Origin of the sequence: Levilactobacillus namurensis (assembly GCF_032197885.1) — a bacterium.
Classification (GTDB): Bacteria; Bacillota; Bacilli; order Lactobacillales; family Lactobacillaceae; genus Levilactobacillus; species Levilactobacillus namurensis_A.
In genome coordinates this window covers 1,292,985-1,305,635 of sequence record NZ_CP134159.1, presented here as the reverse complement: position 1 = coordinate 1,305,635, position 12,651 = coordinate 1,292,985, and the positions used below count along the sequence as shown (strand labels likewise).

General features: G+C 52.4%; 10 protein-coding genes and 1 CRISPR repeat array (1 of these 11 cut by a window edge). Of the genes, 5 read left to right on the top strand and 5 right to left on the bottom strand.

The window, feature by feature from the left end; all coding sequences use genetic code 11:
* Positions 1-80 precede the first annotated feature (80 nt).
* Together RIN67_RS06265 and RIN67_RS06260 are read right to left on the bottom strand one after the other, a co-directional pair.
* On the bottom strand, positions 81-2,063 hold the full coding sequence (locus tag RIN67_RS06265; RefSeq protein ID WP_264998949.1) for an elongation factor G: 1,983 nt from the start codon (positions 2,061-2,063) through the stop codon (positions 81-83).
* Positions 2,064-2,230: 167 nt separating this feature from the next.
* Positions 2,231-2,689 (bottom strand): nitroreductase family protein, encoded by a 459-nt coding sequence (locus RIN67_RS06260; RefSeq protein WP_024746380.1) that lies wholly within the window; start codon positions 2,687-2,689, stop codon positions 2,231-2,233.
* 215 nt (positions 2,690-2,904) lie between these two features.
* Here RIN67_RS06260 and RIN67_RS06255 point away from each other — a divergent pair, with 215 nt between their 5' ends.
* The gene (locus RIN67_RS06255; protein ID WP_264998950.1) at positions 2,905-5,532 is read left to right on the top strand and encodes a cation-translocating P-type ATPase; all 2,628 of its coding nucleotides are present in this window, start codon (positions 2,905-2,907) and stop codon (positions 5,530-5,532) included.
* Positions 5,533-5,659: 127 nt separating this feature from the next.
* Positions 5,660-5,896, top strand: a complete 237-nt coding sequence (locus tag RIN67_RS06250; RefSeq protein WP_107740914.1) for a PLD nuclease N-terminal domain-containing protein — start codon at positions 5,660-5,662, stop codon at positions 5,894-5,896.
* 87 nt (positions 5,897-5,983) lie between these two features.
* On the opposite strand, the gene RIN67_RS06245 is transcribed toward RIN67_RS06250, so the two are convergent.
* Positions 5,984-7,339, bottom strand: a complete 1,356-nt coding sequence (locus RIN67_RS06245) for a threonine/serine exporter family protein (RefSeq protein ID WP_056945050.1) — start codon at positions 7,337-7,339, stop codon at positions 5,984-5,986.
* A 334-nt stretch (positions 7,340-7,673) separates the two neighbouring features.
* On the bottom strand, positions 7,674-8,729 hold the full coding sequence (locus RIN67_RS06240) for a zinc-dependent alcohol dehydrogenase family protein (RefSeq protein WP_264998951.1): 1,056 nt from the start codon (positions 8,727-8,729) through the stop codon (positions 7,674-7,676).
* Between the two features lie 695 nt (positions 8,730-9,424).
* Between RIN67_RS06240 and RIN67_RS06230 the strand changes: the two genes are divergently transcribed.
* The 3 genes from RIN67_RS06230 to RIN67_RS06225 all read left to right on the top strand — a co-directional run bounded on the left by RIN67_RS06230 (position 9,425) and on the right by RIN67_RS06225 (position 11,474).
* Positions 9,425-10,408, top strand: a complete 984-nt coding sequence (locus RIN67_RS06230) for an RNA-guided endonuclease InsQ/TnpB family protein (RefSeq protein WP_264998952.1) — start codon at positions 9,425-9,427, stop codon at positions 10,406-10,408.
* Between the two features lie 6 nt (positions 10,409-10,414).
* Entirely contained in the window at positions 10,415-10,603 is a 189-nt protein-coding gene (locus RIN67_RS13365; protein WP_369075925.1) for a zinc ribbon domain-containing protein, read from the top strand.
* A 154-nt stretch (positions 10,604-10,757) separates the two neighbouring features.
* Positions 10,758-11,474, top strand: coding sequence for a sulfite exporter TauE/SafE family protein (locus tag RIN67_RS06225; RefSeq protein WP_264998953.1), 717 nt, complete (start codon positions 10,758-10,760; stop codon positions 11,472-11,474).
* Positions 11,475-11,558: 84 nt separating this feature from the next.
* Here the strand turns inward: RIN67_RS06225 and RIN67_RS06220 are convergent, their stop codons facing one another.
* Positions 11,559-12,140: a uracil-DNA glycosylase family protein gene (locus tag RIN67_RS06220; RefSeq protein ID WP_313826133.1), complete on the bottom strand. Its 582-nt coding sequence runs from the start codon at positions 12,138-12,140 to the stop codon at positions 11,559-11,561.
* Between the two features lie 130 nt (positions 12,141-12,270).
* Positions 12,271-12,651: direct repeats of the CRISPR family, unit length 28 nt; unit sequence GAATCACCCCTGCATACGCGGGGAATAC (it continues 74 nt past the right edge of the window).

Sequence of the window (12,651 nt, the reverse complement as noted above, 5' to 3'; positions counted from 1 at the left end):
CCAGCGAGGCTTGAAACGCACTTAACTTTTATTTGACTGGTAACTCATCAGAATTCAGGTCTAATCGTTTAAAGTTGGCCCTAATTAGCCGCCTCAGCTGTCAATCGGGCCAAATCTGCGGCCGAATAAGCATAGGGAACGTGTGCCATGGTCGGCACCTGATTCCACGCGACCGGATAGCCAGCGCCATGGGCACAGAAGACCGAGTCCGGTGTATTGGCCAGATCCGCCGTCGGCTGGTACGCCGTAGCGGCCACAATCGCGGCTTGGTCATGACAAGGTCGGTAACCATCGACCAGACACTCCAGCTGTCCTTGGCCGTGCGTATAGGCGTTTACCTCCTGGGAGTACGCCTGCATCTCGGCCACGGGAGCTACCCCGGTCAAAACCGTGGTGCCCGTAGCGGTCTCCACCGGCGTCTCGAAGGTCCCGTGCATTCGCTGAATATCGGTCATGGCACGGCCGACCTGTGCTTGTCCGACTTCTAATCGGAACCGGTACCAGGGTTCTAGCAGTTGCAGGCCTTGGGTATCCCGCAACATCATCAGTCCCTGACGGACGGCCCGCCAAGTGGCTTCCCGAAAATCACCGCCGACTGAATGGACGATACTGCCCCGACCGGTGACTAGCGTGATGTGGACGTCCGTTAACGGAGCGCCTACCAAGACGCCTAGGTGTTCCTTGGCCTTCAGGCTGGTCAGCACCTGGTGTTGCCAATTCTTGACCAACACCTCTAAGCTACAGTCGGCGTCAATCGTTAGTCCGCTTCCCCGGGGGGCCGGACGCATCAGGAGGTGGACCTCCGCGTAATGCCGCAGGGGTTCGAAGTGTCCGACCCCTTCCACAGCCCGGGTCAGCGTCTCCTGGTAGAGGATTCCACCCGCATCGAACTTCACGTCCAACTGGAACCGATCATGTAAGAGCTGCTGTAAAATTTCTAGTTGGACCGTCCCCATCAGTTGAACCCGAATCTCTTGTAACTGTTCCGACCAGGTCACATGGAGTTGGGGATCTTCATCTTCCAGCTCCTGCAACACCGCTAAACAATGGTGAATGTCCTGGCCTTGTGGATCGACTGCATAAGTCAGTACGGGGCGCATCTCTGGTCGACTGCCGTCTACCTGGTTCCCCAATCCTTGACCCGGGTAGGTCCCGGTCAAGCCGGTCAACGCCGCAATCTCACCGGCGTGTGCGACGGGTAACGTCGTATACTTGGTGCCGTTATAGGCCCGCAACTGGTTGACTTTCTGCTGGTCAACTAAAACATCTTTGGGCCGTAACTGTCCCCCAGTCAGCCGAACCCAGGTCAGTCGCTCCCCCTTTTCATCATGGGTGATCTTAAAGACCTTAGCGCCAAACTCGGCTTGGGCCTGCTGCGGTTGGCTCCAGTAAGCCATCCCCGCCAACAATTCGGTCACTCCCTGGAGCTTTAAGGCCGAACCGAAGTAACACGGGAAGACCTGCCGTTGCCGAATTAACTCCCGAACCGTTGATGCTTCCAGGGTTCCCGTCTCTAAGAACCTGTTCAAAACCGTCTCATCTTGCATCGCAATGTCTTCTTGTAGCGCTTCCGGTAACGTCTGCGAATCCCCGACTGGAAACGGCAAACATCCCGGCGCCAACTTAGCCTGTAAGTCTGCTAGAAGGGCCGCCTGGTCCGTTCCAGGCGCGTCCATCTTATTCACAAAAATAAAGGTTGGAACCTGATAATGGGTCAATAACCGCCACAGCGTCCGCGTGTAACCTTGGACACCGTCAGTCGCCGAGACCACCAGAATGGCATAATCGAGGACGCTTAAAACCTGCTCGGTCTGGGTCGCGAAGTCGACGTGTCCCGGCGTATCCAGGACCGTCAGCTCTAAGTCCTTGGTCTTGAGTACGGCTTGATGGGAAAAAATCGTGATTCCCCGCTTCTTCTCCAACGCATCGGAATCCAAGAAGGCGTCCCCATTATCCACGCGGCCTAACCGCCGTACGGCCCCCGTTTGATAGAGTAAGGCCTCAGATAGCGTGGTCTTACCGGCATCGACGTGCGCCACGATGCCCGTTACAATCTGTTTCATTGAATTGCCTCCTTCACACCGTTTGCCAATGTCTCTCACGGCGCCGTTTAACGCTCACGCTTTCTATTTTAAAGAAAACCGGCGCTACACGCAAACCGATTAGCGGCACACCGTAAAAATGCGGGGGCAACGTGCTGCGTCACCCCCGCAAAATCTAATGATTTCGGTCACTTCACCAGATTGGTTGCAATCCGGTTAGCCGGAATCGACCGTGGCCTAAAGGTCTCACTGGTTTGACCCATGGTCATCACGAAAGCCGGATGAAACCCTGCTGGTAACCGATCCCGCGGCACGGACCGTAAGCTGGCCATGTTGAAGTTAGCCCCCACGCCTTGCGCCTCGGCCGCCAGTTCTAAGTTCTGTGCAATGGCGCCCGTCGAGACATACTCCATGGGACCAGATTCCCGCACCGAAATCACAATAACGGTTGGTGCCTCGTAGATGCCATGCATTTTAGCTAAAATCGCGGGATCTTGAATGACCGTCAACCGGTAGTTATCATATTCACCCAAGCCCACCGGAGCCGCACTACCAGCCTGCAAAATCTTTTGCAACTGCTGATCCGTGACCTGTCCCGTATAGTGTCGAATCGCCTTTCGGGCTTGCAGCATTTTCAACGTTTCCATGCTGAATCACCACCTTTATCTTTACCTCCATCATACACGCCATTTCTAAGAAAGGGGATTTATTTGACCATTTAGGCTATTCAAGAGTCATCCCCTGAATTCTCTTAGAATCTTCACAATTCCCTCAAAATCTATACAAAACTTTTCGTAATAATAAGATTATAGTAAGTTTACAGTATGCCTTATTCAGGATATAACATATAGGAGGACCACGCATGACTAGAAAAGAGATGACGCACTTAACCCTCACTCCCCCGAACGGTCTAAGCACAGACCAAGCTCAAAACCGCCTCAACCAAACGGGACCGAACCAGTTGGCTGCGGCCAAGAAACCCGCCCTATGGCGTCAGGTAGCCCGGCACCTCAACGACGTTTCCTCACTAGTATTACTCTTCGCCGTCGCCCTGGCAAGCTACATGGCCTTAACCCTCAACGGCGGATGGACCAAGCCCATCGTAATTGGCGCCATCCTGGTCATCAACGTTCTCATCGGCCTCTACCAGGAAGCTTCCGCGGAGAAGGCCCTGGCCGCTCTCCAGTCGCTAAGCCTGCCGACCACGACGGTGCGCCGGGACAACGTCGCACAAACCCTGGCCGCAGTCAACGTGGTCCCGGGCGACCTCATTTTATTAAAAGCCGGTGACCAGGTTCCCGCCGACGGAATCGTTCTCGAAAGCACGAACCTCACCGTCGACGAAGCCATCTTAACGGGAGAAAGCGTCCCCGTCAGCAAGCACCACGTTCAAACGCTGACGGCCGTCGCACCCGAACAAGAGGTCTTTTCGGGAACTGCCGTCACGGCCGGAACGGCCATCGTCCAGGTCGTAACCACCGGAATGGCGACCGAATTAGGCCAAATCGCGGGCCTGTTGAACCAGACTAAGAAGCGCGCAACGCCCCTTCAAGGCCGCTTGAACCGCCTATCTGGATGGCTAACCAGCTTCGCTATCCTAGGGGGAATCGCCATTTTTGCCCTCAGCGTCTGGATGCAAAATCAGGGGTTGGCTGACAGCCTGATGATCGGAATCTCGTTAGCGGTCGCTGCCGTGCCAGAAACCCTGCCAATCATCGTGACCATCAGCCTGGCCCACGGGGTCAAACGCATGGCGAACCGTAACGCCATCATGCGCCGGGTCAACGCGGTCGAAACCATCGGTGGTGTCGACGTGATTGCGTCCGATAAAACGGGGACGTTAACGCAAAACAAGATGACCATTACCCGTTACTGGACACCAAACAGTCCCCAAAGTCAGGCGGCCGATCACCTGACTCAAGCCGGTGAAGACCTGATGCGTTACCTGGGATTGGCCACGAACGCCGAGATCCAACAAGTCGCCGGACAAGAAGAAACCCACGGTGACCCCACGGAACTGGCCATCGTTCGCTGGTTAGCCCAGCACGGACAGAGCCGCCAACAGTTCGAGACCGCCGCTCCCCGCCTCGCTGAGGACCCCTTCGACTCCACTAAGAAAACCATGGCGACGATTCACCGTCTGGCAGATGACCAGCAACTGATTATCGTCAAAGGGGCCTTCGATCGACTCCCTATTCGTTGGACGCCCACGACCTGCCAAGCCGCACAACAAGTCCACGACGAGTTCGGCCAACAAGCCTTACGGGTCCTATCCGTCGGCTACCGGGTGGTTCCCGCCACTGTCGACCTTAGTGACCCTAACTGGGAGGACTTGACGCAAGACCTTACCTTCGCGGGATTGGTAGGAATCATTGACCCGCCACGGCCAGAGGTCATTCCCGCCATTCGAGAAGCCAAGCAAGCGGGCATCAAGCCCGTGATGATTACGGGCGATCACATGGTGACAGCCGCCGCAATCGCCCAAGAGATCGGAATTCTAACTCCCGGGCAACGGGTCCTCTCGGGTGATGACTTACGGCAAATGACGGACGCTGAACTGACACAGCAGATTCAAGACATCGCCGTCTACGCGCGCGTATCTCCCGCAGATAAGATTCGTATCGTTCAGGCCTGGCAAGCAACTGGTAAGACCGTCGCCATGACGGGGGACGGGGTCAACGACGCCCCCGCGCTAAAGGCGGCCGACGTGGGAATCGCCATGGGCATTACGGGGACGGAAGTCTCTAAGGGTGCCGCCGACATGATCTTAACGGACGATAATTTTGCGACCATCATGGCAGCGGTCCGCGAAGGTCGGACCGTCTACCAAAACATCTTAAAGGCAGTTGAATTCCTGGTCGGCGTAAACTTCGCCCAGATCTTCCTAATGGTCGGCGCCGTCGTGATGGGTTGGGGTGCCCCGCTCTTAGCAGAACAGTTACTGCTGATCAACGTCTTAGCCGACGGGATTCCGGGCTTTTACATCAGTCGGGAACCCGGCGAACGGACTGCCATGGAACAACCCCCGGTTGCCAATAGCGAAAGCTTACTGGCCCGTGGACTAGGTGGCCGTTTAGCACTACGAGCAGCGACGTTTACGGTCTTATCGTTAGGTATCTACGCCATCGGCCGCTTCGGCCTCACGAATAATCAGGCAACTATGGGGATGACCATGCTCTTCTTGGTCCTCGCGATTGGCTCCATGATCGACATCTACGCCATCAAGGATCGGCAACCCCTGACGATGGCCAGTCTAAAGCGCAACCCGGTCTTAAACGGGGCGATGCTGATTGCCATTGCGGTCGTCCTATTAGTAGCGACGGTTCCAGCGACCCAACATCTCTTTGGCCTCATCACACTGCCCATCGAGGCGTGGCTCATGGTCCTACCCGCTATGTTTATCCCAACGTTGGTCTTAGAACTGGCCAAACGCTGGACCCGCCGGCAAGCACCTGCGCGCAACCTCTCGCTCGATGAAGACCCTTCCTAAGAAAAGCTACCAAGTAGCCCCACGACCGGACCAACCAGTCGTGGGGCTACTTTAATCGCTAATGATGTTAGCGCTATCAGTTAGACCCGTGTATACTGAGATTAAGCCATCTAAGGAGGTCTTCTCGATGTTTAAAACTGGGTGTCATCCGCAAAAACAATCCCTTTCGCCCCGCGCGCGGCAACGCTTACTGCCATTTGTAGCCTTTGAATTGACCGCAACGACGGTGGTCTTAGCCGATCTCATCAAGGCAGACAGCGTGCGGCACGGGAACAAGCTGCTCTGGGGACTTTTAGCTTTCGTTCAACCGATTGGCCCTTGGCTTTACTTTGCCTTCGGCCAGACCCGCTCACCTCGCCGCTGAGCTGTGCCTAATCGCTTCAACTCAAAACGCCTCGGCCCCCCTCAAAGGAGAAACCGAGACGTTTTTACTTACGGTTAATTGTTGATTCTAATCAAAGTGCCGCCATTCCTTATCCAGCAGCGCCCGCGCCACAAACAGACCCACGGGTAAGAACATGATGATCAAGACGGCTTTGGTCAGCCACAAAGACCCGACCCCAATCTGGTTGCTCCCAATGTTGTAGATGGCCCGGTAAATATACAACCCCGGTACCATGATCACAATGGCCGGTACGGTCAGCGTAATTCGCGGATAACCGTTATACCGGTTGACCAACGAGGCAATCAGCCCCGCCGTGAGAGCTCCAAAGAAGGCCGCCGCGGCTGGTGGCATGGTGGTCAGTTGGACCAACTCTAGGCGCAACGTGTTCGCTACGGCACCGATACATCCGGCCGTGATGGCCATCTTTTGGGAGCTGTTGAACATCATGGAGAAACCGTAGACCCCACAAAAGCTGGCGGGTAACCGTAGCAGCAACAGTGCCAATGGCGATAGGCCTAAAGGCAAAAAGTCCGCCGGCCGAAAGTTAAACCCACTGGCGACCAGCCACCCCACCAACGTCGCCACCGTGGTGATCATGATGGCATAGGACAGGCGCTCTAGTCCCGACCGCATATCTTGTTTAGAAATATCCAGCATACTGGTGATGAAGGGGAAACCCGGAATCACGAACAACATGGCCCCAATGTATCCGGCCTCGTGTTGCACGGAGACACCAAAGGACGCCTCCAGTACCCGAAAGCTCAGCATATACATCATCCCAGCGACCGCAACGCTGATTGCCGTACTGGCAATCGTGGTCGTCGCGTGCTTGCCCATTAACGCACGGACATAATTTCCTAAGCCCGCGCCAATGAACGTACAGAGCATCTCGGGAAGCCCACCACCTAACAAAAAAATAAAGCCGGTACAGGCTAAGGCTGCGGCGAACCCCAAGGCTGCGGGCGCATATTGCTTGGGCCGGGTTTGAATCTTATCGATCATGGTGTGAATCTCCGGCACCGTTAAAAACGAAAAGTCGTTTTGAAAGTTCTTGACCAGTTCTTCTAAAATATTCAGCTTATCCGTGTTGACCCCCGTACTGGGGAGGGACAGCACCTGAGTGTAGCTCTGCTCATCGTTGAAACACGTATACGATAACGAGATCAACCCAATATCGGCGGAACAGGTCAGATTGAGACTGCGGGCCACCCGGTCCATGGCGTCCCGTACCCGCCAAGCTCCGGTACCACACGATAACATGGTAATCCCGATACGACCAACCAAAGAAGCCCGCTCTTGAAGACTGGCTTCTCTGGCGGGGACGTCATCGTCCTTGACCATGTTCTTCCAAGGAATCGCCATGTGATGACGCTGTGAAAGATGAAACTCCCGCGGGGTATTTGATTGACTATTTTTATCCATTCTCTTCTCCCTATGCCACACTAAAATCTATTTTTACCAATACTTATCTATTATAGAGACAGTTAGGGGGACTCTTCAACCGCTAATTGCGATTATTTTTAGGGGCCGTTTCGACTGGAAGCCCTAGCATATTTGGTGCACCCGCTTTCACCTTCCCTAAACACCACGTCTGACATTCAAAGCGCGCAAACCACGAAAGCCAGCTTTTATGTTCCCTCAAATGGCCTTGAAATCATCACCGCCAATGACTGGTCCAACCTAAAACGTTCCTAATCACTAGCGGCGCTAGCTATCAGGAACGTTTTAGGTGACCACTCGTCTTCTCAATTACCCGTTAATCCTGGCCAATCTTCAGAACACAGGCGCCTTCGATATCGCCGCGCTTCACAAACCGCAGGGCTTCGTCGGCCTTGGTAAAGGCGTACGGTGTCGTCGCCGGGTGAAGCGCCAACCGATCAGCTAAGGTCAAAAACGTTTCGCCGTCCTTACGGGTATTACTCTCCACACTGGTCAGTGTCTTTTCGTGGAAGAGGTGCTGCTGATAATTTAAACTGGGCACATCACTCAAGTGGATTCCCGCCAGGGCCAGAGTGCCCCCCTTAGCCAGGTTTGCGAGGGCGTTGGGAACCATGGCCCCCGCCGGTGCAAACATAATCGCGGCGTCCAACTTAACCGGTGCCACATCGTAAGCACCATTGGCAGAAGTTGCGCCTAGCTTTAACGCGAAGGCTTGGGCGTCCTGACCACGGGTAAAGACGTGGACTTCAATCCCCTGGTCAAGGGCAATCTGAGCCGTAATGTGGGCCGAACCACCAAAGCCATAAAGCCCTAACCGACCGCCCGCAGGTACGTTAGCGCGTTCAAACGCGCGGTAACCGATAATCCCCGCGCACAGTAATGGCGCAGCGGTGACCGAGTCGAATCGCTCCGGCACCTGATAGGCGAACCCCTCGGGCACCGTAACGTACTCAGCATAACCGCCGTCATGGTCCCAACCCGTGTACTGAGATTGCGGACAGAGATTCTCCCGCCCAGAACGGCAGAAACGACAGACGCCGCAGGTCCACCGTAACCAGGGAATTCCGATGCGGGTGCCCAGGGAAAAACGCCGCGTCTCCGGACCGTTGGCCACGACTTCCCCGATGATCTCGTGTCCCGGCGTCACGTGTGCGTGATGAACGGGTAAATCGCCTTCGGTAACGTGCAGATCCGTATGGCACACCCCACAAGTTAGGACCCGAACTAAGGTCTCGCCCCGTCCTGGCTGGGGAACCGGCTTGGTAACTAACGCTAACGGTGCTCGATCCCCATCCACGGGGCCGGGAGTCGTGACCTGCCAAGCGCGCATGGTCGTTGGCAGATGATCCAAACTTTCAGCTTGTTTTGGCATTGTACATTCCTTCTCAATTTAATATTGTTGGATTCCCCTTTATTGTAATCGTCCGCCGGTGTTTTGGACACTCAACCGTTTGCTACTCAGCCACGAAGTCAGTGCGTCCTCCCCTAGAAGTTAGCGTATAATGGGGATTATTGGGTTCGACCGGACCTCAAAAATTTCGATACGCACCGAACACCATCAACGATTCTAAAAAAGGAGGAATAAATGATTAATAAAAAACTATAAATCCTTATAAATACATCTAAAATGTTGTAATGCTATTGAGGTGATCAAATGAAACCTGGAAAGATGGCAAAACACTTTTACCACAACCACTTTACGGAATTGGGATAAATCAGGAAAACTTCCAGCTAAACGAACATGATCAAATCAACGATATCACACTGAACATAACTATCTGAAAGCTAGCAACGCAAAGCCACAAGATAGTGGAATACGTTTTTGATGACGTTATGGATAACTAAATCAACACAATTTATATTGCTTATCCAGACTGATTTATCAGAATTGACTTTGCGCGGTCTAAATCGTTGTGTGAGAAGTTTGGAATAGCGATAATGGTTGTGAACAATGAACATTATCACCTGAGGCAGAAGTTGTTCAAGATTTAATCTCAATTATTCATGTGTTTTCCCGTTGCGTTTATGGGCTAAGAAAACACAAGAAAAAAGTGGGAAGTGATGCAGATGTTAAACACCTATAAGGTCGAAATTAAACCAACTAATTATCTAATTTGGTTACTTAATCGACATATTGGGGGTAGCCGTTGGGCGTACAATTTATTTTTAGAGATGAACCAGCGACGGTATGAAGATGGTTATCACTATATGAATGCTTATGAATTTAGTAGATGGTTTAATCATGATTACTTGCAGGCCAACCCGGAAGACGATTGGATTAAGGAACTTTATGCTAAGTCCGTCAAACAAGCTTTTATTGATGCCGATATGGCGATGAAGCGCTTCTTCAAGCACTTGAGTCAGTACCCCCACTTTCGTTCTTGGAAACGGGGGCAGGGCGCCTACTATTTTGTGAAGAATGGTAAGCAGCAAATCATTCAAGCTGAACGTCATCGAATTAAGTTGCCTAAACTGGGATGGGTGCGCCTAAAAGAATACGGGTACCTGCCGGCCAACGTGCAACACTTTGTGATTAAACAAGGCCGTATCAAGTGCCATGCCGGTCGCTATTATCTAACTTGCGTGGTCGAACAAGCGGAGCTAGTCCAACCAAATTTGACCGGCGCTAGGATTGGAATTGATTTAGGCATCAAAGACTTTGCCATTTTGAGTAATGGTTTGGTCTATCGGAATCAGAACAAGAGTAGCCGAATAAAGCGACTACGCCGCCAACTTCGACGGTTACAAAGAAAATATTCACGACAGTATCTTGCATTCAAAGTCAGAAAACAGAAAGAAGGAAAATCTGCTACTGATTTGAACCTAGCCAAAACTAGACGGCGAATGCAACGGCTGTATCAACGGTTACAAAACATGCAAAAAGACTATCAGAACAAGATCATTTCCGCTGTAGTGATAACCAAACCGCAGTGGGTGGCCTTAGAAGACCTGAATGTTAAAGGCATGTTGAAAAATCGACACTTGGCTAAAGCCATTAGTTATCAAGGATTTTATAACTTTAGAATCAAGCTCATCGCTAAGTGTCAATAACTAGGAATTCCGGTCCATCTAACCAACCGCTTTGAACCAACTTCCAAGATCTGTCATCATTGTGGCGCCAAGAAGGTTGATTTAAAGCTTTGTGACCGGATTTATCGCTGTGTGGTTTGTGGCCATGTTGCTGACCGAGATATGAATGCCGCCCTAAACATTAGGGATACTGAGAATTTTGAGTTAGCCTACTAAACACAGACCTCAAAATATGTACCGATGGCTAGTCGGGAATTAACGCTTGTGGACTATCATATCAACTGTAGTAGCGAGATTTTGGCGAGGCAGGATAGGAAGAAGCAAGAAAAATCTATAACTTTTTACAAGTTATCAGTAGCAGGACTTACTTGTGACTTGGTTACTTATCGTGTTACCAGCACTCCTCGCGGGATTGGTCCAGGGGCTAACCGGCTTCGGCGCCGTCATCATCATGATGATCTTCTTTCCCCTAATTCTGCCCATTGCCCAGGCCGCCGGAATTGGTGGCTTGATTATGTTTACCAGCGTACTGGGCTTGACCATTCAATACCGACACCATGTTCACCTCAAACAACTGATTCTTCCATTCATCATTTACGCTAGTGTTGCGACCTGGTCGGTTCACTTAGGGCACGTGCTGGATACCCACCTGCTGCGAATGCTACTGGGCGGTCTCCTGGTCGCGTTAAGCCTGTACTTCATGTTCGCCAAGTCAGCCGGTAACCGTCGCTACCCCTGGTACGTCGCCATCGGCTTCATGGTGATCTCTGGATTCTTCAACGGGCTCTTCGGGATTGGTGGCCCGCTAATGGCGCTATACTTTCTGTCGCTATCGCACTCGATGCCCGAATACATCGGGAACATTCAGGGGTTCTTCTTGATTGACACCTTCTACATCACCACCATTCGGGTGACCAATGGCATCCTAGGTGTTCAGGATATCCCCTACATTCTGGTGGGCATGGTGGCTGCCAGCATTGGCACCATCATTGCGTCACACCTGTTGACTCGAATCAACCCCGACCGGTTGAAACAATGGATCTACCGGTTCATTGGGCTCAGCGGGCTCTACTATCTCTTTTTCTAAGCCCATTTCAATGGCCTCCTCGTGAGGCCATTTTTTGTGCCAAAAAAGGACCAATTCGCAGATGAATTGGCCCCTTTAACTGGTTTAAGATAACGCAAGCTGTACCCGCTTTTGCAACTCGGGAACCACGTCCGTCTGAAACCACGGATTCTTCTTTTGCCAGCCATAGTTTAGTGGCGATGGGTGCACCAAGGGAAAGTAGTCCGGCATGTAATCAGGATAGTGCCGAACGGTCTCCGTTAAGGTCTTATACCGCTTTTTACCCAAGTAGGCTTTAATCGCATATTGACCCACCAACAGGGTCAACTGGACCTGGGGCATCATAGCCAGCAACGGTTCATGCCACTTTTCAGCGAACCCCTTCCGCGGGGGCAAGTCCCCGCTTTTGCCTTTGCCCGGATAATAAAAGTCCAGGGGCATTACCGCAATCCGGTCACTCTGGTAGAACTGGTCGCGTGTCACGCCCATCCAGTCCCGTAACCGGTCTCCGCTCGCGTCATTGAAGTAAGTCTTGGTCTGCTGAGCAATTCGTCCCGGTGCCTGACTAATGACCAAAATCGTGGCACTCGGTAACACATGAAATAACGGGTCCCACCCCTGTTCGGTGTACACCGCGTTCTCCGGATCATTCCGAATCGCAGTTTTGATGTCCTCAACGGTTGTGATAGACAGTCCCTCCTTGGTTTGTATTATGGCTATTGTACTGCATTTGTTTGTGGTGAATCAATTTTGATGAGTTTACCTCCACACATGTGGGGAATACAGCATGCCAAATTGAAACGTCAAAATAGTGCAAGAATCACCCCTGCATACACGGGGAATACAGTCGTTGATTACCTACAAAAAAACGTGGCTCGGAATCACCCTTGCATACGCAGGGAATACTGAAGACGGCAATATCTCTTTGGTATCAAGAGGGAATCACCCCTGCATACGCGGGGAATACTTGTACGGCAGTCCCGCGTCAACCATCACGTCAGAATCACCCCTGCATACGCGGGGAATACTCAAGTTTATCTATGGTGACGACGAACAATCCAGAATCACCCCTGCATACGCGGGGAATACTCTTCCCAGACCCGGTCCCGTTTAAGCAGTGAGGAATCACCCCTGCATACGCGGGGAATACCTAAGGGGCTACTGGTAGACCTTAGCCGTGATAGAATCACCCCTGCAT

Excerpts from the sequence above, each read along its gene's own strand:
- RIN67_RS06265 (WP_264998949.1), bottom strand. The coding sequence starts at position 2,063 with ATGAAACAGATTGTAACGGGCATCGTGGCGCACGTCGATGCCGGTAAG.
- RIN67_RS06260 (WP_024746380.1), bottom strand. The coding sequence starts at position 2,689 with ATGGAAACGTTGAAAATGCTGCAAGCCCGAAAGGCGATTCGACACTAT.
- RIN67_RS06255 (WP_264998950.1), top strand. The coding sequence starts at position 2,905 with ATGACTAGAAAAGAGATGACGCACTTAACCCTCACTCCCCCGAACGGT.
- RIN67_RS06250 (WP_107740914.1), top strand. The coding sequence starts at position 5,660 with ATGTTTAAAACTGGGTGTCATCCGCAAAAACAATCCCTTTCGCCCCGC.
- RIN67_RS06245 (WP_056945050.1), bottom strand. The coding sequence starts at position 7,339 with ATGGATAAAAATAGTCAATCAAATACCCCGCGGGAGTTTCATCTTTCA.
- RIN67_RS06240 (WP_264998951.1), bottom strand. The coding sequence starts at position 8,729 with ATGCCAAAACAAGCTGAAAGTTTGGATCATCTGCCAACGACCATGCGC.
- RIN67_RS06230 (WP_264998952.1), top strand. The coding sequence starts at position 9,425 with ATGTTAAACACCTATAAGGTCGAAATTAAACCAACTAATTATCTAATT.